The 24524-nt window shown below is 46.6% G+C and carries 27 protein-coding genes and 1 pseudogene; 25 read left to right on the plus strand and 3 right to left on the minus strand.

Annotated elements, in window-relative coordinates; genetic code table 11:
• Nucleotides 1-119: 119 nt before the first annotated feature.
• Nucleotides 120-629 carry a hypothetical protein gene (locus FYJ60_RS03900; RefSeq protein WP_154457256.1) on the minus strand — a complete coding sequence of 170 codons (510 nt, stop codon included), beginning with the start codon at nt 627-629 and terminating at the stop codon, nt 120-122.
• On the minus strand, nt 629-1420 hold the full coding sequence (locus tag FYJ60_RS03905; protein WP_154457257.1) for a DUF1295 domain-containing protein: 792 nt from the start codon (nt 1418-1420) through the stop codon (nt 629-631). Before FYJ60_RS03905 ends, FYJ60_RS03900 begins: the two co-directional genes overlap by 1 nt.
• A gap of 135 nt (nt 1421-1555) precedes the next feature.
• Between FYJ60_RS03905 and FYJ60_RS03910 the strand changes: the two genes are divergently transcribed.
• The 23 genes and pseudogenes from FYJ60_RS03910 (at nt 1556) to FYJ60_RS04015 (ending at nt 17760) form a co-directional block, all read left to right on the plus strand.
• Complete coding sequence (locus FYJ60_RS03910; RefSeq protein ID WP_205838951.1) at nt 1556-2110, plus strand: TetR/AcrR family transcriptional regulator; 555 nt, start codon at nt 1556-1558, stop codon at nt 2108-2110.
• Nucleotides 2111-2162: 52 nt separating this feature from the next.
• Nucleotides 2163-2375 (plus strand): annotated as a pseudogene (locus tag FYJ60_RS12765) (ATP-binding protein); the annotation flags it as partial.
• 229 nt (nt 2376-2604) lie between these two features.
• On the plus strand, nt 2605-3417 hold the full coding sequence (locus FYJ60_RS03920; protein WP_154457259.1) for a nitroreductase family protein: 813 nt from the start codon (nt 2605-2607) through the stop codon (nt 3415-3417).
• 2 nt (nt 3418-3419) lie between these two features.
• Nucleotides 3420-3863 carry an Rrf2 family transcriptional regulator gene (locus tag FYJ60_RS03925; protein ID WP_330579103.1) on the plus strand — a complete coding sequence of 148 codons (444 nt, stop codon included), beginning with the start codon at nt 3420-3422 and terminating at the stop codon, nt 3861-3863.
• Nucleotides 3860-4909, plus strand: coding sequence for an NADP-dependent oxidoreductase (locus FYJ60_RS03930; RefSeq protein WP_154457261.1), 1050 nt, complete (start codon nt 3860-3862; stop codon nt 4907-4909). The genes FYJ60_RS03925 and FYJ60_RS03930 overlap by 4 nt, the downstream gene beginning before the upstream one ends.
• Nucleotides 4906-6066: an ATP-binding protein gene (locus FYJ60_RS03935; protein ID WP_154457262.1), complete on the plus strand. Its 1161-nt coding sequence runs from the start codon at nt 4906-4908 to the stop codon at nt 6064-6066. Before FYJ60_RS03930 ends, FYJ60_RS03935 begins: the two co-directional genes overlap by 4 nt.
• A 298-nt stretch (nt 6067-6364) precedes the next feature.
• Entirely contained in the window at nt 6365-6580 is a 216-nt protein-coding gene (locus FYJ60_RS03940) for a MerR family transcriptional regulator (RefSeq protein WP_205838952.1), read from the plus strand.
• Between the two features lie 244 nt (nt 6581-6824).
• On the plus strand, nt 6825-7064 hold the full coding sequence (locus tag FYJ60_RS03945; protein ID WP_205838953.1) for a hypothetical protein: 240 nt from the start codon (nt 6825-6827) through the stop codon (nt 7062-7064).
• A gap of 670 nt (nt 7065-7734) precedes the next feature.
• Nucleotides 7735-8106 (plus strand): pyridoxamine 5'-phosphate oxidase family protein, encoded by a 372-nt coding sequence (locus FYJ60_RS03950; RefSeq protein WP_205838971.1) that lies wholly within the window; start codon nt 7735-7737, stop codon nt 8104-8106.
• Between the two features lie 11 nt (nt 8107-8117).
• On the plus strand, nt 8118-8426 hold the full coding sequence (locus FYJ60_RS03955; protein ID WP_154457264.1) for a winged helix-turn-helix transcriptional regulator: 309 nt from the start codon (nt 8118-8120) through the stop codon (nt 8424-8426).
• A gap of 55 nt (nt 8427-8481) precedes the next feature.
• A complete protein-coding gene (locus FYJ60_RS03960) occupies nt 8482-8790 on the plus strand; it encodes a hypothetical protein (RefSeq protein ID WP_154457265.1) in 309 nt (102 codons plus the stop codon).
• A 276-nt stretch (nt 8791-9066) separates the two neighbouring features.
• Entirely contained in the window at nt 9067-9960 is an 894-nt protein-coding gene (locus FYJ60_RS03965) for a ribokinase (protein WP_154457266.1), read from the plus strand.
• A gap of 285 nt (nt 9961-10245) precedes the next feature.
• Nucleotides 10246-10428, plus strand: a complete 183-nt coding sequence (locus FYJ60_RS03970) for a hypothetical protein (protein ID WP_154457267.1) — start codon at nt 10246-10248, stop codon at nt 10426-10428.
• Between the two features lie 3 nt (nt 10429-10431).
• Complete coding sequence (locus FYJ60_RS03975; protein WP_154457268.1) at nt 10432-10707, plus strand: HU family DNA-binding protein; 276 nt, start codon at nt 10432-10434, stop codon at nt 10705-10707.
• A gap of 593 nt (nt 10708-11300) precedes the next feature.
• The gene (locus FYJ60_RS12720) at nt 11301-11432 is read left to right on the plus strand and encodes a hypothetical protein (RefSeq protein WP_272818869.1); all 132 of its coding nucleotides are present in this window, start codon (nt 11301-11303) and stop codon (nt 11430-11432) included.
• Nucleotides 11433-11557: 125 nt separating this feature from the next.
• A complete protein-coding gene (locus tag FYJ60_RS03980) occupies nt 11558-11824 on the plus strand; it encodes a hypothetical protein (RefSeq protein WP_154457269.1) in 267 nt (88 codons plus the stop codon).
• 260 nt (nt 11825-12084) lie between these two features.
• Nucleotides 12085-12705 (plus strand): hypothetical protein, encoded by a 621-nt coding sequence (locus tag FYJ60_RS03985; protein ID WP_154457270.1) that lies wholly within the window; start codon nt 12085-12087, stop codon nt 12703-12705.
• A 302-nt stretch (nt 12706-13007) separates the two neighbouring features.
• The gene (locus FYJ60_RS03990) at nt 13008-14126 is read left to right on the plus strand and encodes an ATP-binding protein (protein WP_235903311.1); all 1119 of its coding nucleotides are present in this window, start codon (nt 13008-13010) and stop codon (nt 14124-14126) included.
• A 164-nt stretch (nt 14127-14290) separates the two neighbouring features.
• Entirely contained in the window at nt 14291-15103 is an 813-nt protein-coding gene (locus tag FYJ60_RS03995) for a protein-ADP-ribose hydrolase (RefSeq protein ID WP_154457272.1), read from the plus strand.
• Nucleotides 15104-15475: 372 nt separating this feature from the next.
• Entirely contained in the window at nt 15476-15787 is a 312-nt protein-coding gene (locus tag FYJ60_RS04000) for an ArsR/SmtB family transcription factor (protein WP_154457273.1), read from the plus strand.
• The gene (gene arsB, locus FYJ60_RS04005; RefSeq protein ID WP_154457274.1) at nt 15784-16830 is read left to right on the plus strand and encodes an ACR3 family arsenite efflux transporter; all 1047 of its coding nucleotides are present in this window, start codon (nt 15784-15786) and stop codon (nt 16828-16830) included. Before FYJ60_RS04000 ends, arsB begins: the two co-directional genes overlap by 4 nt.
• Nucleotides 16809-17117, plus strand: coding sequence for an IclR family transcriptional regulator domain-containing protein (locus FYJ60_RS04010; protein WP_154457275.1), 309 nt, complete (start codon nt 16809-16811; stop codon nt 17115-17117). The genes arsB and FYJ60_RS04010 overlap by 22 nt, the downstream gene beginning before the upstream one ends.
• Nucleotides 17118-17211: 94 nt before the next feature.
• On the plus strand, nt 17212-17760 hold the full coding sequence (locus tag FYJ60_RS04015) for a flavin reductase family protein (protein ID WP_154457276.1): 549 nt from the start codon (nt 17212-17214) through the stop codon (nt 17758-17760).
• A 91-nt stretch (nt 17761-17851) separates the two neighbouring features.
• Here the strand turns inward: FYJ60_RS04015 and larC are convergent, their stop codons facing one another.
• Entirely contained in the window at nt 17852-19123 is a 1272-nt protein-coding gene (gene larC / locus FYJ60_RS04020; RefSeq protein ID WP_154457277.1) for a nickel pincer cofactor biosynthesis protein LarC, read from the minus strand.
• Nucleotides 19124-19906: 783 nt separating this feature from the next.
• Between larC and FYJ60_RS12590 the strand changes: the two genes are divergently transcribed.
• Together FYJ60_RS12590 and FYJ60_RS04030 are read left to right on the plus strand one after the other, a co-directional pair.
• Complete coding sequence (locus FYJ60_RS12590; protein ID WP_235903312.1) at nt 19907-20068, plus strand: hypothetical protein; 162 nt, start codon at nt 19907-19909, stop codon at nt 20066-20068.
• Between the two features lie 574 nt (nt 20069-20642).
• On the plus strand, nt 20643-24452 hold the full coding sequence (locus FYJ60_RS04030; protein ID WP_154457278.1) for an InlB B-repeat-containing protein: 3810 nt from the start codon (nt 20643-20645) through the stop codon (nt 24450-24452).
• The last annotated feature ends 72 nt before the right edge of the window (nt 24453-24524 follow it).

Here is a 24524-nt window from a genome sequence, read left to right on the forward strand (position 1 = left end):
GTTCTTTTCAATATTAAATTGAACTATCGACGGTGCTCTGGTATCATGGACGCCCATTAAAATAATATGAGAGCACGGCCGGAAGAAGACAGGCCGCATTCAGGTATTGTAAAAGCCGCTCAAAGCAGGATTCCCAGCATAATGCAGAACTGGGCGACGGAGTTGGTGATCTGTTCTTTCCAGTTTGCTTTTGCGTCGCGCCGGTCTTTCTTTTGGGCAAACCACACCATGAGACCCATGCCGGCGGCTCCGGTTAAAAATAAAAAGAGCGCCGGCATATTTGTCATGTGGCGGATTACGGCCGCAATGGACCAGCGGCCGCGGTCAACGAACAGCGCCAGGATGATAAGCAGAAATCCGGCGGGCATCAGATAGCGCATCTGTTTGTTCAGAAAGCGCAGATCCCTGTGCCGCAGAGCGATGACGAATTTCCATCCGGCCTTGAGCGCGCCGGCGAGGATCACCAGCAGGACGCCTGCTTGAAACAGCCGGCTGTTGAATCGTGCCGCCAGGATGGCGGAGCTGACGCTGAAGAACAGGACTGGCAGGCAGTCGACAAGCGCCATGAAAAGGGTGAAACCTTCCGGTACCGGCCCGGGGAGCGTTCTGCTTTGCTTTTCTTTGTCCATTATGCCACCAGCCATTTGTGATTCTTTACGGAGTAGAGAGGGATGAACGGGATCATGATCGGGGTCGTGGATTTGTATTTCTGATATTCCGGATCGGCGCCGTAGTTCTTGTCCTGGCGGATTTCCAGCCGACGGGCGCCGCCGAACATGACGTAGATGATGCCGGCGTAGCCGAGGAGGGCGCAGATCCATTCCGCCGCGCCGCGGCAGATGATGATTCCGGAGACGAAGACACCGGTCCAGAAGATCATCTCACCGAAGTAGTTCGGGCAGCGCACAAGACGGAACAGCCCGGTGTCCACGAAGCGCCCCGGATTCTTCTTCTTGGCCCAGTTTTTCTGGAGATCAGCGGCTGCTTCCAGCGTCAGGCCGGCAGCGGAGATGAGAAGCCCGATGACGCAAAGCGCGTCTGTGCCGCTTCCGTTCATGAGCCGGAATGTCACAGGGGACGTCTGGAGTGCATAGAGAATAGAAGCGGAGATCCAGATCGCCAGCTTGGCGCCGAAAGAAACCCCGTCGTTTTGTTTGACTTCCCCTTTCATGCGTCTGGTGTAAGCTGTCTTGCGGTCCCGGTAGACCAGATAGCCGGAAAGCCGGCAGCCGTAGAGGATAAAGAGTACGCATTGCAGGGCGGTGCCCACGGTGAGCGCGTGACGGAAAAGGGCGAGCTGTCCGGCGCCGATAAGCGCCACCGCCGCACCGTATCCGATGGAAATGAACCAGACATATTTGCGGAAGCCGCAGGAACTGGCGATCAGCGCCAGCACCAGAAGAATCAGAAATGTTTTCATATGTTATCCTCGTTTCTTTTTGACAGATTCTGCCTGTTGGGAGCATAATCAATCATAGCGACATTTGTCGCTATTTTCAAGATGATTCCGGTGAGAAATTATATTTGCAACAGTAAACAGGAGGTGCCGTTTTTTATGAGAAGAAAAGATCTGGACGAGGACCGGATCCGCGAGTGTCTGACCGGGGCTCTCCTGCAGCTCATGAAAGAGAAAGAGTTCGGCGCGGTATCCGTTGGTGAAATCGCAGAACGGGCGGGTGTGCACCGCGCTACCTTTTACAGGCACTTCCGTTCGAAGGAAGATGTCCTGCGCGCCTTCCTGTCGCAGATCTTCAAGGGGGCAGCAGGGAACAGGGAGATGCTGCAGAAGGACTTTTCATCTTTTATCATGCCGGTTTTTCAGGCGCTGTACGACAAAAGGGAACTGATTCTGCTGCTTCACCGCGCCGGCCTTTCCGGCCTGTTTATGGATGCACTGAAGGACTATTTCGATTCGAACGGGCAGCGCGAAGCGCCGGGGCGGGAGAAAACTGGCGCGGACGGCAGGGAGAAAAATTCCGGCGCCGGGCTTCTGGAAGAATACCGGACAGCTTACCGGATCGGGGGTATCTATTCCTGCCTGCTTCTCTGGTTCTCCCACGGGATGGCGGAGACGCCGGAAGAAATGACGCGCATCGCGGCTTCGATGTAAAGCGGCAAGCGTGAATAGTTAACCGATTGAAGGCAATATCTATGGATTATAAGGCAGCAACGCAAAATTTCTTTCTAAAGATATCATTACAGAATTTCGCTGGCGTGGTGATGAAGTGCATATGTATCCGCTGACATTTGCGGAGTTCATGGCTGTGTATGAGGGTGAGAAAGGGGATGGATGGCGCGATTATGTGCTTTACGGCGGGATCCCGCTGGTACTCACATTTACCACGCCGGATCAGAAGAGCGATTTCCTGTTGAATCCTGACAGCATGGATTTATAAATGTGTCTGGTGGCCGGCTGTTCTCGCGGATAGAATGGAAATGAATTTTTCTGACTGCGTAGAGGACTTTCTCAAGGAGCGACTTTTTTCTCTGGACGGATCATTCCGGATTATCGGGAAGGCAAAGATGCAAATTTGGTATTGACAGATAAAATTACACTTGGTAATGTATTAGCAACTGATACAGATACAACAAAGAAAACGAGAAATGAACACAGAAATTATTAGAAATAGAAAAAGCGTACGGACATATAAAGAACAGCCAATTCCGGAACAGACAATGAACCGGGTGAGAGATTATCTTGAGCATGACACCGGACTGTTTGAAGTGCCTGTTGCCTTTTCCATTCTTAATGCGCGGGAAGATGGGGTCAGCAGTCCTGTGATTCTTGGCGAGGATACCTATGTAGCTGGAAAATACAAAAAGCAGAAGAATGCTGAAATTTCATTCGGGTATGTTTTTGAAAAGTTTATCCTTTATGCTACTTCCATTGGATTTGGGACGGTATGGCTGGCAGCAACGATTGACCGTAAAGCATTCGAAAAAGCCGTTCATTTAAAGGAAGATGAGGTTATGCCGGCAGTTACCCCGATAGGATATGCGGCCGATAAACGTTCCATATGTGAGAGTATGATGCGAAAAGGAATGAAATCAGACAGCCGCCTTCCCTTTGAGGAATTGTTTTTCCATGGCAGTTTTCAGAATCCGCTGAATGAGAGCGATGCGGATATATGGCAGCTGCCGTTCGAGATGGTGCGCCTTGCTCCTTCTGCAACGAATAAGCAGCCGTGGAGAGTTGTTACAGAAAAAGACCGGGTTCATTTTTATGAAAAAAAGACAAAGGGGTATGCCAAAGAAGCTACCGGAGATATTCAGAAGGTGGATCTTGGAATTGCGCTGTGCCATTTTGAAATCGCTGCTGAAGAAGGCGGTTTAAAGGGCAAATTCATACAGTCGGATCCCGGTATCACGGCAGCAGAAGACACAGAGTATATTGCGACATATATACTGGAGGGATGATCGTGGACACTAAATTTTCGTCGTCTATTCATACGCTGATCCTGATCTCTGAATCAACAACGCCCATGAATTCTGATCAGATTGCGGAAAGTGTCGGGACAAATGCAAGCTACATACGAAAGCTCACCACAAGATTGAGTAAAGCCGGAATCATTGAGGGACGCCGGGGTGTCAGCGGTTTCCGGCTTGTCAGGAAGCCGGAGGATATTTCTCTCCTTGATATTTACAAGGCCGTTATGGAGACAGACAGCCTCCATCTGTTTGATCTCCATCAGAATCCGAATGACGCCTGTATTGTCGGGCACAATATTCGGCCGGTTCTCGGAAGTATGTTCCGGGATATGGAAGAAAGTGTGGAAAAAAGATTACAGGGTATGACGCTCGCAGCCTGTATTGATAACATGCAGGAATATATCAGGAAGAAGAACAAGGAGGCCGTTCATTGAAAGCAGCAGTTTTAACGCATTATGACAAAAAAGGCACAGATCTGGAAATTCATGACATTCCGGTACCTGTTCCAGAGGATGATGAAATCCTTGTGCGTATTATGGCAGCAGCTGTAAATCCGCTGGACAACATGATTATCCGCGGGGAAGTAAAACTGATTGTTCCCTATAAAGTACCGCTCATTATGGGCAATGAATTTTCCGGAGTGGTTGAAAAGACCGGAAAGAGAGCTGCGCGATTTAAAGCCGGTGACCGGGTTTACGGACGGATGCCGCTTAAAAAAATCGGAGCATTTGCGGAATATGCTTCGGTGAAAGAATCTGCTCTTGCCCATATTCCGGACAATCTGTCCTTTGAGGAGGCGGCGACGGTTCCGCTTACTGCGCTTACGGCAATGCAGGCCTTTGAGATCATGCAGGTAAAACCGGGGGAATCCGTGTTCATTTCCGGTGGAACAGGAAGCCTGGGTGCGATGGCGATTCCGGTAGCCAGGAGTCTCGGACTGCATGTTTATACTAACGGCAGTGCGGAAAATGAAGAACGTGTACGAAAACTTGGTGCCGAGAAATTCATCGACTATAAAAAAGAAAACTACGCCGAGGTATTATCCGATGTCGACCATGTTCTTGATACGCTTGGCGATCGTGCGCTTCCTGACGAATTCAAGGTGCTGAAAAAAGGTGGCAGCCTGGTATCTCTAAGAGGAATGCCAAATGGCAGGTTCGCAAAAAGAAGCAGGATGCCGCTTGTTAAGAGAATACTTTTTCAGGCTGCCGGGAGAAAATATGACAAAATGGCGGCGACAAAGAACCAGACCTATGATTTCCTCTTTGTACATGAGGACGGGAATCAGTTGGAAAAGATAGCCGGCCTGTTTGACAAGGATCATCCGCTGGAAACTTCTATTGATACTGTATTCAGTCTGGATCAGGTAAATGAAGCTCTGGATAAGGTAAAGCACGGTGGATCCAAAGGAAAAACAATCATTAAAGTTCATGAATCTCGGAACACTAATTTATCCCGTATCGTGGGAAGGATATTGTGAAGGTAATAACCGGCATTCGAAGATGTGGAAAGTCTGTTCTTTTGAATGAATTGTATTACGACTATCTACTGTCCGACGGCGTTTCTTCAGACCATATCATCAAAGTATCGCTCGATCTGAAAAAATGGGAAGCACTCAGAAATGGAGATATGCTTTATCATTACATAGCCGACGCGATTCATGATGATGAGCTGTACTACGTGTTTTTAGACGAGATTCAGCTTGTCGATGGGTTTGAGGAAGTTGTCAATTCAATCAAGGCTGAATTTAATACGGATGTATATATTACCGGCTCCAATTCCAAATTTCTGTCTCATGACATCAATACCATCTTTCGCGGACGAGGAATTGAAATAAAGGTTTTTCCACTGTCCTTTGCAGAATTTCTTGCTTACCGGCAAATAGATAAGATGGATGCCTTTGATGAGTATGTACAATTTGGAGGACTTCCCTACGCTGTCCAGGAAACGGAGGAGCAGGATAAACGATCTTATCTGGATATGGTTGTAAATACGGTAGTAACCAGGGATATGATTGAGCGTTATGATATCCGCAATGAAGCATTGTTTACTGCATTAATAGAACTCCTTTGCTCTTCTATCGGTTCGTATGTTTCCACAAATAAAATTACGAATATGCTAAAGAGCAATGGCTTTAAGTCAGTGGATAATGAAACTGTCAGCAGATACCTGAGCCATATTTGCGATGCTTTTCTTTTTTATCGGGCCGACCGGTATGACATTAAGGGAAAAGAATATCTAAAAACACAGAATAAGTATTATGCTGCTGACATGGGCCTTCGTAATGCAGCTATTCATTACAGGCAGATCGAGATCACACATATTATTGAAAATCTTGTATACCTGGAACTGCTTCGAAGAGAATATATTGTAGATATCGGGAAAAACAGGGAAAAAGAAATTGATTTTGTAGCCAGGGAACTGGGAGGCAGACAATATTACATACAAGTTTCTTATACCATACAAGATGAGGTGACGAGGAAACGTGAGATTTCAGCGTTCCATAGACTCGATGATGGCTTTAAGAAGATTCTGATCACTATGGATCGTAATCCGTTGTCGAATCTTGAGATCGGCTACCAGATGATGAACCTGTTTGATTTTCTATTGAATGAGCAGGCACTGGAAATGGCTTAACGCAGCAAAACGCAAAACTTTAAAAATGTAAAAGTTTTGCGCTTTGTATGGACGCAGTTTATCAGCTAGCTTTGTCGGTCGACATACTGTCCCCGGCAGGTGAGATTCCGGTGTGTGTCGCTTTAGGATGCTAAGCGGGAATCGGACAAAAATGCGGATTCCGCATTTTTGCATCATTTTATAGAGATGTGCAGCTTCTCGGAGATTTTGAGTCCATTCTGAACAGCCTGGTGCGAAGTGAAAATCTCTTGACCGTACCCTTAGGGGTCAGCTTATGGTTTAGCTGGAGGTGATGGTTGTGTATATCAATGAAGCCGCTAAATTGTCCGGAATAACAAAGAAAGCAATCGAATACTACTGCCAGAAAGGACTACTGGATCCAGCGTTATCAGATAAGGGATACAGAATTTTCTCTGTTGAAGAGTTGAAAAAGATTTCGCTTTTGCGCAGTCTCGGAATATCTGTTCAAAATATTCCGGAACTAATTCATGTGAATGGCAGCGCAGCCTTTTAAAAAATCGTTGATTCTCAGTTATGTGACATCCAGAGAAGAAAAGAACAGAACGATCTTTTGAAAGAGTTGGAAGTATCAATGGACTGGAACACTGTGAATCGCAAAGTAGAAGCGGCAGAATGCAGGGAATCTGTAGAAGAGATGAACCGGGTTCTGCTGCAGAATTTCAATTCCGTAATTCATAAAAATGATACGGTTTATATCCTTGGAGATATCTGTCATCATATGAAGATTGAAGATGCGGATGAACTCTCATACGGAAGCCTTTGGCATTACAACGCCGGTGGTTGGTACGATCATGAATTTTCTCATCTTTAAGGTGCTGTACAGGAGGAAGGCTGATTTTAACCTGATACGGGACGACATGAGGCTGGACAATCTGTATTTGAAGAACATTCTCACCAAAGGGGAATATCCTGACCGGTTTCCGGCCAAAGAGCTAAAGAACCATATACCGGCGGAAGAGATGGCGAAACTGCTGTGAAAAAGAAAATTTGGGATTTGTAAGCACCAATCTACAAGTGCGCCATGCGGGCGGATCATAAAACCTATGGGTTGCCCCTTGACGGTGTTCAGCCCACACTTTTTGTTTAGCGGGAGATTGTAGAATGCGCCAACAAGTTGGAAAGGATTTTCCTCTGTGAAATGGAGGAAAAAAACTTCCTGCCGGTCAGCGTGAGACAATGGAAAGAACCGATATTGCGTTTCGGGATGTGACATTCGGATATGGGGGAGATGAAGATGGTGGAACACCTCTCCCTCCGGATGGAGGCGGGAAAGACCCGAACCGCTTGCGATCACAATTTGTGATCTCAGGTTTTGAAAAGAATCCATGCCACCAGGTTTCAACCTGATTTTCCCGAACGGTACATGAAAAAAAGACGGATATCCGCAAAAATACAATGAGGCACCAGCGCTTGTATCCGAGAGGGCAGTATCTGAACAAGATCATATCGAAGAAGGACAATGGGTGAATTAAGATAATAACAGGACTTTGTGCGAAGTTGACATGGTATTATCTGCAATGCCAGGTATCCTGAAAAATCGTACTTATGCTCCTTATTTGTCGGTCATATAATTGAAGCAGTTCAAAAATATAACCGATGTTTAAGGAGAATATTTACATGACAAACATTGAAAAGGTAAACTAGTTTCTGGACGAGGCCAAGACCTTCTATTTTCTGACTACCGATGGGGATAAACCAAAAGGACGTCCGTTTGGGTTTCATCTGCTGGATGAAGATAAGCTGTATTTTGGATGTGGTACATTCAAAAATGTTTTTCTTCAGCTCACAAAGAATCCGAATGTGGAAGTTCTCGCAGTCCGTGGCGGCGAGTTTATGCGCTATGATGGCACTGTGAAGATCGTGAAGGACGATGCTCTTCTGGAAAAAGTTCGTGCTGCGCTGCCGCAGGTTATGGGGCTGTATGACAAGAATGGATGGGAAATGGGAATGTTCTATCTGGAAAACGGTCATGTGGAAATTCGCGGAATGCTCGATTTGAAAGAAGAATTTAATGTCTGAGGAGCAATAGAATGAAGCAGTTATTTGAAGCGGATTCGACTATGGAAGAACGCTTTGGCAAATGCCCGTATGCAACAGCACAAAGCCTGATTTCTGGAAAGTGGGCAATTCTGATCCTGCGCTATCTGGAGGACGGCCCGATTCGTTTCAATGAGCTTCAGCGCCGGATGCCGAGAATGACTCATGCAACACTGTCAGTTCAGTTGAAAGACCTTATGGAGAACGGACTTGTTGAGCGGAAACAGTATGAATCCATCCCGCCAAAGGTGGAGTATTCTCTGACGGATAGCTGCCGGAGTTTTCCATTATCTGACACGTGAGGGCGTCAGAGACCTGATCAGCGCAATGGCGGAACATTTCCGGGGAGGACTCCTTGTGTTTGATTTTGTCAGTGAAAAAGGGATGTCGGCGGGGAACACGCACGTCAAGACGACGGATAATGCGGCGAAGTTGACTTTCAGTATGGAAAATGTCGAAAAGGAAGTTCCTGTCTTCAGCGAATATATATCTAAAGTACAGCAGAAGAGCTATATGGAAGGCTATCCGGTTCCCGGAGTGAAATGCAATCTGATTACCAAAGTATATATCAAACCCAAGAGAGACAAGTACTTCGTCGCGAATGTAGAATTTTCCGATATGGAAGCACTCGGTTACGATGCGGGCTTAATTTCTAAAGTGGAATGATATGACATAAAAGGAGAATGACAACATTCTTGAGATGTGGTATACCAAGCATAGGTTATTGGCTATGGGAACAAGAAGCAATATATTCTGACGCGCAACGGATAATGTATGTTCCGGGGATCTTTTGGTTTGCCGTGGAGCAGCAGGGATATTCTTTATATATCATACAGCCGGAGCAAAGGCAGCCGTTCATCAGGAAGAAGTCAGGGTGTTTTCTGACGGATGAAAGCGCAGGGAAATGACAGGCGTTTGCGGAAAGGGTAATCTGGTGGCAGGATGAAGGTTCTGAATTTTGGCTCACTGAATATTGATTATGTTTACCGGGTAGATCATATCCTGGTTCGGGGAGAGACCCTGTTGTCTGATGACAGGAAGGTTTACGCAGGCGGAAAGGGTCTGAACCAGTCCGTGGCGCTGGGAAGGGCAGGCCTGGATGTCTGGCATGCCGGAAATATCGGGCAGGAAGGGAAACTTCTTCTGGATGTTCTGCGCGATGCACATGTTCATACAGAGTTTGTCCGGATACGGGAGGATATACCCTGCGGGCACACAGTGATCCAGAATGACAAGGAAGGCGATAACTGCATTCTCCTGTTCGGAGGCGCCAATCAGGGCGTCACAGAAGAACAGGTCAATGATGTGCTGGGGCATTTTCATGCAGGGGATTACCTTATCCTGCAAAATGAAGTGAATTGTCTTGCCGTGATCATGAACAAGGCACATGAAAGAGGAATGAAAATTGTTCTGAACCCTTCCCCGATAAACGAGCAGATTTCCACGCTCCCCTTGAATTTCGTGGATTACTTTTTTGTCAATGAAATCGAGGCAGGCCTTCTGACCGGAATAAAAAGCAGGGCTGCCGGGGAACTGGTTCCTGCTGTCCGAAGGCGTTTCCCGGAGACAAAGGTCATATTGACCTTGGGAGCGGAAGGCTCCTTCTATATTGAGGGAGAGACCGTACTACACCAGGATATTTTCAGGGTGGAAACCGTGGATACCACAGCAGCGGGGGATACGTTCAGTGGTTATTTTATGGCGGGCATTCTTCGCGGAAAGAACCCCGCGGAAGCGTTGCGGCTTGCCTCAAAAGCCGCTGCCCTTGCAGTATCCCGCAGAGGCGCCGCCCCTTCTATTCCCACTATGGGAGAAGTCCTGGACTTTCCAGCATGACAAATAACAAGATGACGGTATTGCTTATACGTCACATAGAGATTAAGAGACCGGCGATGACAGCTCATGTCAGAATGATCATGAACTGCCATCTCCGGATTTTTTTGCTGTCCAGGACAGGGCGATGAAGAACCCGGAATTTTTACCGTTCTATGTTGGGAGACGGGCTTGAGTGAGATAGATAAATAGGCAGAATATTTACATCGTGTAAAGATATTGTCATGCTTGAATGCTTCAAGATGAATAATTTGCATGCTATGATCAAATACAAGGAGGAGAATTACTGTGGCTGAAATGCTGGTTAACAACTTTGCGGAAATCATACAATGTAAGCCAAATGTAAGCAACAGGTTAAGGGGAGTGTCCGGGACAATGCCCCTTGTTTTTTATGCAAAGTTTACGAATTCAGGCAGAATAGGCATCGCCTTTTATGGAAATGAATGCATGGTTAATGGCGAGGAGAAATGACTTATGAATAGAATGGAATTGATTGAACAGATCCGGGTCAAAACCGGGAAGAAGAAAAAGGATATTGAGGAGATTTTAACCGCATTCACAGAGACCGTATCAGAAGAACTGGATAAAGGGGAGAAGGTGAGGCTGGCAGGATTCGGTACATTTGAGGTGTTCCATCGTACGGCCCGTTCCGGCAGAAACCCCAAAACAGGCGAACAGATTATGATCAGTGACGGCAAGATCCCGAAGTTCAGGGCGGGGAAGAGGCTTAGAAAGCATCTGAATCAATAATTCAGAATATCAGGAAAATAGTTTCCTTTTTTTATCCGGTCGAAAATGACACTGGAAAAGACTGCGGAGAATATTCGGACGGCACTGGGCGGTATTACAGAACAGCTTACGGTCAGGGGTTATCGGGAATGCTGTGAGAACTGCGGCCGGGAGGCCGCGCTGGAACACTATCGCATGGGAAATGAGTACCAGCTTTTGTGCTCCGATTGCTTTTCCAAAAAGGAAAGGAGATATCCGACAGGAGCCAAAAGGAAAGCACTGAAGGAAGAGACGGTAATCGGGGGGCGTGATAGGGGCGCTGTTTGGTTCGCTTGTCGGTGCAGCGGTCATCGTGCTTCTCGGGCAGCTTGGGTATGTTTCCGTATTATCCGGCATAGCCATGGGATTCTGTGTGTTAAAAGGGTACCGGCTTCTGGGAAACCGTATCAGCAGGAAGGGGATCGTGATCAGCTTCCTGGTAATTGCGCTTATGGTATATGCAGCAGACCGGTTCGACTGGTCCCTGTCCTTTTCGCGGTGGTCAGAAGGAGAGGTTAGATGTAATAACAGCCTTCCAATATTTCCCGGAACTTCTGAGGGAGGGGTATATCAACGTGGCCAGCTACAGGCTGAATCTGCTGCTTGTGTATGTTTTTTCTGTGCTTGGCGCCATCCCGACGGTTTTGAATATTGTCAGAAGTGACCGAAACGCAAAGACGTTCAGCCAGATGGGGGAAGAGGGGTAATCCATGCAGGGCAATCTGTGCGGACTTACCGAAGTGCCTTAACAGGATGGAGTAGAAGGAAGTAGGGCAAGCAGTAGGATCAAAAGGACAGGCTTGGCTGCAAGAAGGAGATAGGGGAGAGCTATATGAAACAGATTCTTGCCCTTTCTGCAGGAGATGGCACCCTGGATGTTGATGTGGATTCGTTTGATGTCAATATTGCTTTTGACAGCTATAACGAAGTGGAAGAAATAACAATTCCGGATGAGGCGCTGGAAGCAGAGGAGAATTCTGCGGATTCTTCTCAGCAGCCACCTGCGGATCTGGGAACTTCCGACTGGACGGGAATGACTTTTGACTTGAACGGCGATACGTATCAGATCCCTTTTGCCTATGCGGACAACATACTGTAAAACGGATAACTGCCCGTCCCTTGAACTTCCGGGCGGCATTACCTGGGGATCGACCGCAGAGGACGTAGTGAAAGTGTACGGGGAACCGTATGATGAGCCATACCGCTCAGATGATCTTGGCTATTCTGTCTATAATTATCAAACGATACCTACTTTGACAGTGCCAGCACCCCCCTAAGCCGGCAATCCCGACCAACGGAACGGCAAACGGCAATGAGAAGCTGGACTACGTTACCCTTGCGGATCCTTCTGTCAATACCGTGACAGTGCTGAATAACCAGGGGTCGTACTACAATTATGCAGTCAGCAAAGCCTCCAGCGATAGAAAGAAGCATATTTGGACATCGACTAATACAGATTCCTCAAAGGCATTCAAGGGCTGGTATATCGAGGAAACCAAAACAAAATTTGCTCCATCGATGCAGGTGACCGAAGATATAACAGTAGTGCCAAGATGGGCGGGTATGGAAAATATTTCACAATACGATATGCCACTTTATGGGGATATCCTGGCGAACACCAATACAGAGCATGATAAAGTGATGGAGGTTGCGCCAGGTGCGACCCTGACCTATACAGGCAGGCTGAATGTGCTGCCTGTTCAGGACCAGATCACCGCGATGAAGAACAACTTTGCAGGCCGGGGTGGAAATGTAGATGAAATTACGACTGATGACATCAAGAGCACATTTACCGCAAGTCTGACATTCCCGGCTGAGTTTACATTACCGGAGAACCTGGATGATAAGGTCTCTCTTACGGTCAATAATCTGTTTGCAATTTCGGATGTCACAAAGTCAGGCAGCACGGTCACCGTGACGATGAAATTGAAGGAAGATTATACGACATTTCAGACTTTTGGCAGACGGGGATATAGGTGAGGCATTGAATAGATTATCCTGAGCAGGAGTCATTTCATGGGACGATTATTTGCATGTGATGAAAAAAGAGCAAGTTAACGCTTCATATTTTGATAAAAATGCAAAATATGGAGCGTTAACATGAAAATTAAATTTCCTTATGGTATGATGAACCAGAAACCTGTAAATATGAAACAGGGAGGAAGATCAGGAATGGATCTGTATGTTCGGGAGAAGTATTAAAAAAAATCAGAGGGTTCTACAGGAGCAACGACATTATCAAGGTCATTACAGGCGTACTCAGATGCGGAAAGTCAACCCTGATGAAAATGGTAGCTGATGAGCTGAAAGCACAGGGAGTGCCGGTAGAGAGAATCCTCTATCTGGATCTGGATCAGCGCAAATACAGGAAGATTAAAACCGCGGATCAGCTGGAAGACCTCATTACCAGCAGCATTCATGAAGCAGATCAGAATTATGTCTTTGTAGATGAGATTCAGAATGTGAAGGGATTTGAAGAAGTCATCAATGGCTTTCGGGAGGATGGAAACTGCTCCATTTTTATTACGGGTTCAAATTCCTACCTGTTGAGTGGAGAACTTGCCACAAAGCTGACCGGCAGATACATCGAATTTGAAATGTTTACACTGACATTTGAGGAATATGAACAGATGAAAGCGTTCTATCATGTGCAGATCAGTGACAATCCGATGATAGAACTCCAGAATTACATTTTGGAGGGTGGTTTTCCGAGAGCTGTGCTGATTGATAATCTGGAAGATAAGCGCCGTTATACGGAGAGCGTGGTACAGGAAATTTTTGAAAAGGATATCCGCCATCGCGTGAAGATCAGAAAACGGGAGAGCTTTGAGACCGCACGCCAGTATCTGATCAACAATTTCGGTTCGACGACAAGCATTTCCAATCTGCAGCGTGATCTTAAGAAAAATGGGCAGACGATAACCAGACAGACACTGGCGAGATATATTCAGGCGCTGGTGGATGCAAAGGTTCTGTATGAGTGTAATCGTTTTGACATGAAGTCTCGCAAATCCATTGCAGGTGAGAAAAAGTATTATCTGAGTGATCTGAGTTTCTATTTTGCTTTGAATACCGATAACCGGATCAATTATGAACCTGTACTGGAAAACATTGTGTATTTGTACGCGAGAAGCATGGATAGCAGGGTCAGTGTCGGAAGAATCGGCAAGCTGGAATGCGACTTTATCATGCGCGACACATCGATGAATTATGCCTATGTGCAGGTAGCATATACGATTGCCCAGGGCAGAGAAACAGAAGATAGGAAATACAGGCCATTGGAGATGATCCGGGATAATTATCCGAAGTATATTGCTACGACGGACTATCTGCTTCAGAAGAGAAATGGCATTCAGCACGTAAATCTGATGGACTTCATGAAAGCGGAAAAAATATTCTGACAGTGGGACTGGCGCGCAATAAATTAAACACTTTGGTAATCATAAAATTCCCATTCTGGGAATCCACAAAAAAGAATCCGAATGCCTATAGGCCTGCGGCATCCGAACTTAGAGGCAGAGTCGTCCGGAGCCCGGCTGTCCTGCAGAAAGGAAGAAGAAATAATATGGATATGCACGATTTAACAGAACAACTCCATTTTCTGATCAAGTGTCTGGAAACAGAAATGCCGGAGTATGCGGAATATGCCATGCCTGAGGATCCGAAACAGGCATTTGACCTGTATCGGGCGCTCTGCAATGTCCGTATGCCGTCCGGGGATACCGGGCATACATTACCGGACGATTTTTATACAGTGCAGTCGGAAGTCTTAAAAAGAATTACCGGGGAAAAGGGAATCACAGAGGCGGCGGAACTGCCGCCGGCCAAACTGGATCCTCGTTTATCTCTCTGGCAGGGTGATATCACGACGCTGCGGGCTGATGCGGTTGTGAATGCCGCCAATGCCCAGATGCTCGGCTGCTTCTCTCCGCTTCATGGCTGCATTGATAACATCATTCACACGATGGCTGGTGTGGAACTTCGGGAAAAGTGCTATCAGATCATGAAAACACAGGGGCATGAGGAGCCGACCGGCATGGCAAAGATCACACCGGGATACAATCTTCCGGCACGATATGTCATTCATACCGTCGGACCGATTGTGTCCGGATGGCTGACCGGAAAGGACAAAGAACTGCTGGCTTCCTGCTACCGGTCGGTTCTTTCTCTTGCCTCCGATCATCAGCTGGAATCCGTTGCGTTCTGCTGCATCTCCACCGGCGTATTTCATTTTCCGCAGGACAAGGCGGCGGAAATTGCTGTGAGTACGGTAAGAAGCTGGCTCGATGCACATCCGGGCACATCGGTACAACGTGTTATCTTCAATGTATTTAAGGGCAGCGACCTTGATCTTTACAGGAAGATATTGCTCGGTTAGACATTTGCGGGAGCGTTTTTCATTCATCAATGTAATCACTACGAAAAAGACAGTACAAATTAAACACAAAATAAATGTAATAATTTTATTGACAACAAGAAACGAACGTGATATCTTACAACCAAGGCGAGTTCCTTGTATCCAGCATTAATATACTCAGAAGCCGGCAATCAACCATATCTTCTTTTGCCTGTTATCCCGGTCTCAAAAGATTAGAACAAAAAATCAAAATCCATAATCTTCCAGATTGGAAATTTTTCATATGGAAGATTATGGATATTATTTTTATACAAATACATTGACATATGTCTATGTAAAGCGTTATTCTTATACATAGATAATCATCAATACTTTGGTAGGGAGGTTATTACTATGGAGGCAGAAAAGGTTTCGTCCATTTGCAGGGCGCTTGGTGATCCGAATCGGCTGAAAATTGTTCAGATGCTTTCGGGCTGCGAGAAGTGTGCCTGTGTGATCCTTGAGGCATTTGATATTACGCAGCCGACTCTTTCCCATCATATGAAAATTCTCTGTGACTGCGGTCTTGTTCATGTCCGGAAAGAGGGAAAATGGAGCCATTACTCTTTGAACTGCGAGACGCTGCGGGATTTTCAGCGATTTATCGGTGCACTGGATTGTGAGAAAAGTGTCAGATGTGCGGACGGAAAGTGTGACTGCAGATGAGACAACAGACAGGCATCAGCTTTTTTCAAAAATATCTGACGGTATGGGTTCTGCTGTGCATGGCTGCCGGCATTCTGATCGGCCATTTTATCCCGGCGGTGCCGGATGCGCTGGGGCGGATGGAAATCTCCGGCATCTCCATACCGATCGCCATTCTGATCTGGATTATGATCTATCCGATGATGATCAAGGTGGACTTCCAGAGCGTGAAGGAAGTCGGGAAAAATCCCAAGGGACTCTTTGTTACATGGATTGTAAACTGGCTGGTCAAGCCGTTTACGATGTACGGATTTGCCTGGCTTTTTCTCTTTGTGATATTTAAGAATTTCATTACACCGGATCTGGCGACCCAGTACCTGGCAGGTGCCGTGCTTCTGGGGGCAGCTCCCTGTACGGCGATGGTATTTGTCTGGAGTACGCTGGTGAACGGTAATCCTGCCTATACCGTGGTACAGGTAGCGACAAATGACTTGATCATTCTGATTGCCTTTGTGCCGATTGTGAAATTCCTGCTGGGTGTTTCCAACGTGTCCGTTCCTTACGGCACGCTGTTCGTCAGCATCTTTCTCTTTGTAGTGATTCCCCTGGCGGGAGGCGTTATTACCCGTATTGCGGTGACGAAAAAGAAGGGAAAAGACTATCTGGAGAATGTGTTTGTCCACAAGTTTGACAATGCCACGACGGTAGGGCTTCTTCTGACACTGGTGATCATCTTCAGCTCACAGGCGAAGGTTATCCTCGGTAATCCGCTCCACATTGTGCTGATTGCGGTGCCGCTGATCGTCCAAACCTTTGTGATTTTCTTCATTGCCTACGGGGCGTGCAAGCTGATCCGGCTGCCATTTGAAATTGCAGCTCCGGCAGGTATGATCGGTGCGTCGAATTTCTTTGAACTGGCCGTCGCTGTGGCGATTGCCCTGTTCGGAACTACAAGTCCTGCGGCGCTTGCCACAACGGTCGGTGTTCTGACGGAGGTGCCGGTGATGCTGACCCTGGTGAAAATCGCCAACAGGACGAAAGGATGGTTTGCGGATGGCAGATAAAATTGTGGCATTCATCTGTACGCAAAGGTTTTGATCATATTTCCTCAGATTCTTCTAATCATGATTTGAAGGAAGAGTATGAAAAAATAAAACGTGCAGGCTTTTATATTAAGTATGAAAAAGAAAATGATTTTTATTGCATTGCGGTTCCTCTTCTGAATTCTGCAGCTCATGTTATAGGTGCTGTTAGTGTTGTTGTCCCAAATTGCCGATATAGCGATGCGCTTAGGACAAAAATCACCGAAAAATTAATGGAAACCGCTTCTGTTATCCGAAAAAGTCTGTAGACGAATGAAGAAATGCCAGAGGCAGGGGATATCAGAACAGATTTCGGCAAACACCGCAGGGTGTCCGCATAAAACAGAAAGAGAGGTTACAGAGATGGAATTTACAGGAAAGAAATCAGTCATTACACCGGAAGGCGTCTTTATCATCGGAACGTATGATGAAAATGGGGTTCCGAATGCCATGAACGCGGCATGGGGACAGCAGAGCGATTACGGGGAAATCACGCTTTTCCTCGGAAAGCACAAGACAACGGAGAATATCAAGAAGACAAAGGCTTTCACGGTTGCCATGGCGACAAAGGATACCGTAGTGATTTCTGATTACTTCGGCGTAGAGACGGGAAATAAGGTCAACAAAATTGAGAAGGCAGGGGTTCATGTCCACAAATCTGCTCATGTCAATGCGCCGATCATTGAAGAGTATCCTCTGACGCTCGAATGCGAGATGAAGTCATGGGATGACGAGACCGGGATTCTTGTAGGAACGATTGTAAGCTCACAGGCGGATGACCGTATTCTTACAGATGGAAAGGTAGATCTTGATAAGATGCAGCCGATCATGTTCGATATGAGTACTGGCACCTACAGGGGTATCGGACCGGTTGTAGGTCAGGCATTTCACGATGGCCTGCAGCTGAAATAAGATAATCCGGCAATAGGAGAATCCGGCAGGAGGGGCAGTGATGAAGCAATCCTGCCGGACTTCTCCTGAAAGTGGCGGGGAAGAGAAACCATCAAGATTTTCCCTGCGTTTGGAGATAAGCGGTTACGTCTGCAAGCCCCATGTTCTGTTCTCTTGCAATTCGCGCAAGGCCTTCATACTCGTATTTCTCTTTTGTGACGCCATAGCCTGAAGATATTTTTTTTCGTATGTTCCCCCATTTCGTTTCTACTGTTTCGACGGTACGTGAAAGCGTATAACGGCGGCTGATGTTTTCACGCACACCGAGGGTAGTTGTGTGCCGGAATATCAGCCGGATCATTTGGTCGGAATCCTTTTTGCGGCACATGACTGACAGCAATACTCCCGGACGGGATTTCTTCATTTGAATGGGAACTGTATATACGTCCAAAGCGCCTGCCGCAAAAAATTGTTCTTCCGCAAACCCTATCGCCTCTGCTGTCATATCATCAAGATTGCAGCTAAGCTCAATAATGGTATCCCCGGAATCTTTTGTTTCTCCGAGGAGAGCCCGGACACAGTTCGCCACAGGAAAATCCTTTTTCCCCATGCCATAGCCGATGGCAGTTGTTTGCATCAGCGGCATCTCCCCGAATTCTATGGCGAAGTGCTTCAGCAGTGCCGCCCCGGTAGGCGTACACAATTCACTTTTGATCTCGCCTCCGTAAATCGGGACGTCCCGCAAAATGTATGCGGTTGCCGGAGCAGGAACGGGAAGAATACCATGGGCGCATTTTACATAGCCGCTGCCGACATGAACAGGTGAAACCACAACTTTTTCAGGAGACAGGCGGTTCATCAGCATACAGACTGCCAATACATCAGTAACCGCATCCATCGTTCCGACTTCATGAAAGTGAATGTCCGTCACAGGGACTCCATGTGTATGGCTTTCTGCCTCTGCGATCAGGGAATAAACAGCGAGGACATCTGCCTTTACCTTTTCAGATATGGCCAGTTCTTCGATCATATGCCTGATTTCGCCCATACTGCTGTGATGATGGGGCTTTTCGCTGCCCTGCAGACACTCCTGTTCGTGCATATGTTTATGAGAATATTCATGCTTATATTCATACTTGTGGTCATGATCATGGGTATGAGCGTGCATGTCTTCGGATTCCTCTTCCCCGTTGATCTTTACGGTCAGGTGCGTGCCCTTAATTCCGCACTTGAAAGATACATCGCAGGAAACCGTGACACCGGGAATCCCGGCATGGTTCAGTTCGGCAAGAAATTCTTCTTTGTCCGGAAGAAGCTCCAGCAGCGCTGCCGCCAGCATATCACCCGCAGCGCCCATGCCGCAGTCCAAATATAAAGTTTTCATTTTCATCTCCATTCTGCCACATTCATCGGATGACACAAACCGTCTTGGAAGTATGTTAACTCTCAGCACAGTTCTGCAGAATTATTATACCGTATGTTTTTATTTCCTGGTATCCAAATCCGGCAAAACAGCAGAATGGTATTTTTTTGCGTATTTCTTGCTATAACAGGATGACGTTATTCTTCATCTGTTATTTTTTTTGGGGGGGGGGTATCTGATTCGGTTTCTGATAGATTGCCTGGCGGGATATTCCTGCCCGCTCGGCAATCTCTGTCATTGAAAAAGCTGTTCTGGACGGATTTTCCAGGGCCAGATCCAGAAGTGCATTGGTGATTGCTTTCCTTGTTTCTCTTGCCACAACGTTCCTTCTTCCTTTTCCACGAAACATGATCCGGAGAAATGCCGGCATGTCCGGTACAGTTTCAGAGTTTTATTAATAATGAGCTGCCCTGATCATATGCCGCGGCAGATAAACGTTGCTAACTGATGCTTATCTTACACCATACCCGGAAACTATGAAATGTTAAAATATTTACATTGTGTAAATAACTTGTCATGTGTGAATGCTTTTGGTGAAGAATTTGCATGCAATTTTGCTTTTTCAAACGAAGTGAGGCTGCTCATCCCGGAGTTTTTGCTTTTGTCTCGTATGCAGATAACATAGAGACAGAAGAGCTGCGGTCAAACCGGATATTCCGGAATAAAACTTCAGGGAGGGCTGATTGTTTTGGGTGCAACAGAAATACGCAAATTTGGATATTCACGAAAGTCAAGGGGGTCAATATGATTGTTCTGGATTTCCCCCTGCTTGACACCCGCCATTCCTCAGGCGGAGTTACAGGAGAATTTATTGCCGATCTGGTGCTGCAGATTCTTTCCTATGTCGCCCAGGTTGAAAGAGAAAATACGCACCAACGGCAGAAGGAAGGGATCCGGGAAGCCTAAAGAAGGGGCGCCCGTTTCGGAAGACCCAGACTGCCTGTACCGGATGAATTTGACAAGGTGGCAGACGCCGTCAGGCAGAAAAAGATCAGCCTGAGAAAAGGAGCCGGGATGCTTGGTATCAGCTACACAACGCTGAGGAACTGGATGAAAAATCAGGACAACCAGAAAACTTAGAAAATCAGGGAAGGACATACGAAAACAACCAAGAAAGTGTTGAAAACGTAGAAGTTATTTATCCGTGGTGATATAATGAGAAATGAGTGAAAAGACTAAGAGAAACGATAAAATAAGACATGGATTGCGGTTTAATAAGGATGTAAATTATTGGCTGCTTTTATTAACAAAGTTTATCAGTGCTTAGAAAGCGGTTGACCACTTCCGCTGCAAGCAAAATACCGAAGGCTTCTTTGCCGGAGAATTGGGGTGTTTGCCCCGTTTAAGACCAATCATATCTGGCAGCAGGAAAAGATAGTTTCAGGTTTGCGTCATTTCAAATAGAAAAACATCTCTAAGAAATTTCAAAGAGATTATAGAATCGTATAGCAAAAGGTGTTTTGGGAAAGGACAAGATGAGATGAGTGGCAAAAGAAACGGCATAAAACGTTCAATCATCAGCATTCTGCTAGGCTGTGTGATGCTCTCTGCCAGTGTACCGCTATACGTCAATGCGGATGAGCAACCTGCACAGCAGCAAGAGGTGGAGGAACAGACAGCGGTAGAGAGTGACAGTTCTGTCGGAGAAAAAAAAGAAATAGAGAAATCTCAACAGGATAAAAATGGAGAAGCGGAAGATAAGCCGGAAAAAGAACTGGCGGAATCTCATTCCTCTGCAAAATCGGAAACTTCGCAAACATCGCAAACATTAAATAGTGATTCGCAGATATTAAATAGTGAAGAAAAAAATAATGTTGCTCAAGATACAGCTTCTCCGGAAGGACATTCCAAAAGTTCCGGTGAGGCTGAACCAAATACGAACGGAATCGGTAAAAATATGCCGACCTTTGAAGGAACTGGCACGGCTGACAATCATGTTACGGTTACTGCTCATGCCGAGGCAGGTGTCTTTCCGGAAGGCACTTCGATGAAAGTTACCTCTGCATCATCCAACAGCGCTATGCAGGCAGCGGAAACACTGCTTGATGCACCCGTTATAGATGCTGCTGCTGTAGATATTTCCTTTTTTGATCAAAACGGAACCGAGATAGAACCCAAGGAGGGAAGAAAGGTTTATATCAGCTTTCAAACCGACACAGATATTAGCGGAGATACCCATACGGTTATTCACATTCAGGACGACGGTACGGCAGAGACGGTGAATTCTGTAAGCCAGGTCACCGGGGAATCTGCACAGTTTTCCGCTGGCAGTTTTTCTGTATATGCCTTAGTGGGTACCGGAGATAAGAGCTCCTGCATGGAAACCTATGAATTTTATGATCCCGAGGGGAATGTGGTTTCCTCCCAGAAAGTAAAGAAAGGGGACACTCTTTTCAAGCCGGAAGTTCCAAAGACTTTGGATGGAAAGACCTTCACCGGATGGACAGATGATGCAGGCAATTATTTTGACAGTTTTGGAGAAGTAGGAGACGTTTCACAGGACGGCGCTACGATTGCGCTGCATGCCAGCTATCAGGATGCGGTTTATCTGTATTATTACGACCAATATGGCAACCTGGTTGAAAGCCAGCCGGTGGCGCCGAATTCGATGGTGGCCATTGCTGCAGATACTCCGTTGATACAGGTACAGCCGCTTACCGAATGCCAGGATGGATGGAGTACGGTACAGGGAGGCACAGAAGATGTGTCAGGCTCTTTCACGGTGTGCACGGAATCCGTAAAACTTTATCCGATTCTGAAGGAAGGCTACTGGGTTGATTTTCAGACCAACAGCGAATCCTCGGTGGGCAGACAGTTCATATCCAGAAATGCCGAAGGAGCGGACAGACAGGTAAAGAAACCTGAAACAGACCCGGTAAAGCAGGGGTATGTTTTTGACCAATGGTACGCAGACAAGGAGCTGAGTAAACCTTACGATTTTACACAGGAGGTGACGAAGCCACTCACTTTATACGCAGGGTATAAACCTGCCTCTGACACTGAATATACAGTCCGATATTGGATTGAATATCAAAAGGAATCCGGAACCGGCGTGGGAGACGGAACCTGGGATTATAAGATGATCGCCCAAGAAGTTCTTAAAGGGACAACCGGTGATAAAGCGGGATATCATACAAAACTTATTTTTTCGGCCCCTTATGGAAAGTCTGACCGTGAGTATGAATTGAACACGGATCTCACGACGGCAAATCGCTATGATTCTGCCCGGCCGACGATTGAAGCTGATGGCTCCACTGTACTGAATGTGTATTATCGTTGCAAGTCCTATTCTCTTTCCATCATTGTTCCGAAAGCAGATGGTACAGCACAGAATTTGAAATACGAAAACGTAAAATGTTCCGCGGATCTGACAAATTTCTGGAAGGAAGTATTTTCCATCAGACCGGAGAGTGAATTGTTTGATGGAGTACACAGGTTTTTCTTTTATTTAGCGGATGGTGGCGCTGAATTCGTTGAAGCACCATCTAAGCTGAGTAATATGCAGGCTGAAGATGTCGCTATGAACTGGCAGGGAACCGGGCGCGACAATTCATTCTATGAACAATATCTGGAAACACTGCACGGAAAGGCCCCAGAGGGGAAAACGGTGGTTAATAATACCTCTATACGGGGAGCTTCCGATACAAAGACTTATTATTTACAGAAAGAAGACCAGTTCAGCAGCGGCACATTTGGTGGCACTGATGTTACTACGAATGATTTTCCGGGGTTTACACCGGTTATGGAATACTCAGATGGCAATTACCATCCATTCGGTGAGCATAATGCCCAGGTCTGGTTCCGATATCCGGAATCTGCATTCCAAAGCCGAAATCCGGGTGCCACATATTTTGTTGCTAGAAATCCAGACGGTACGCAGCACATGTATAACGGTGCAGATGACCCTATCCGGATTTATTATACGCGGAACAGTTATTCGCTGAACTTTCATACGGAAGGCGGTCCGGAAGTTACCAATCAGAATGTTCTGTATGAGGATGATCTGAGCCAGTACGATCCGTCAGAGTACGTTGTGAATCAGACGGCCATGAAAAATGGAAACGAGGAGTTTGTATTTGCCGGCTGGTATACGGATTCCAACTATTCAAAACCGTTTGATTTCAATTCTACAATGCCGGCGTATGAACTGGATTTGTATGCAAAGTGGGTTCCCAAGACATATACGGTGACGTTTGATACGGGAAAAGGCTCACCTGTCAAAAAAATTACAGATATCAGGTATGGCACGACTGTGGCAAGGCCGGAGAATCCGACATATGAAGGACACATCTTCCTTGGATGGACACTGGATGACAGACCGTACAGCTTCGAGTCCGGCGTGACCGGAGATATTGTTTTGAAGGCGGAGTGGAGAAGCATTGATGCATGGCGCGTGCAGTACGATCTGAACGGCGGCAGCGGTAAGTGTCCTTCCAATGTGGAGAATTATTACGAGAATGCCGGTGTGACAGTTGCTTCTGCGGATGGTATCACAGCTCCGGAGGGGAAGGTTTTCCTGGGCTGGAAATCCAGCAGTGACGGTAAAGTGTATTACCCGAATGCCTCTGCCCCGATGTCGTTTGGCGGTATGACACTTACCGCGCAGTGGGGAGATGCGGAAAAGACGGTACAGCTGATTTACGATTTCAATTTTGAAAGATTTGGGATTCATACAGAGGGGAATTCTTCTTATACAACTGGTGCCCTGAAGAACAACAGCAGAATAGAGCTGCAGGATATCTCTTCATTTCGTGCAGTGCCTTCAGGTTATGCCTTCAAGGGCTGGTATCTGGACAAAGAATGCAAAGACGGTCCGTATAACACAGTTATGGCAGATAGTCTTGTTGGAGACGGCAACCGGGTGTACGCAAAATGGAATCGAATATATATGATTACCTATACAGACGGAGCCGGAGGAAGCATTTTTGCTGATCGGATCTATCAGGTAGAGAACGGAGAAAGCACACCGGAATACGGAGATACATGTTCCCGTGAAGGCTATATCTTCAGGGGATGGTCACCTGCCATCAGGAAAACGGTTACCGGAGACGAGACGTATTCTGCAGTCTGGGAGAAAAACACCGGGAATGCTGAAGAGAAACCGGATACGAGTGCATTGCAGCCAACTTCCGGGAAAACTACAGGAATGCAAGCCGTGTCGGCTGTTGTGGTTTCCTCCACTCCGAAAACAGGGGATTCGGGACAAACGATGCTCTGGTTAGTGCTTTTGATAATTTCTTCTGCATCTGCTCTTATGATTGTACTTGCCTATCACCGCAGAAGTTATTGATTCGATGTATATCGGCAGACGAAATGAAAGAAACGTATGCGTTTGTTCGCATGCAGTCAGAGGGAAAGGAAG

Source organism: Bilifractor porci (genome assembly GCF_009696005.1).
GTDB classification, from domain to species: domain Bacteria; phylum Bacillota; class Clostridia; order Lachnospirales; family Lachnospiraceae; genus Bilifractor; species Bilifractor porci.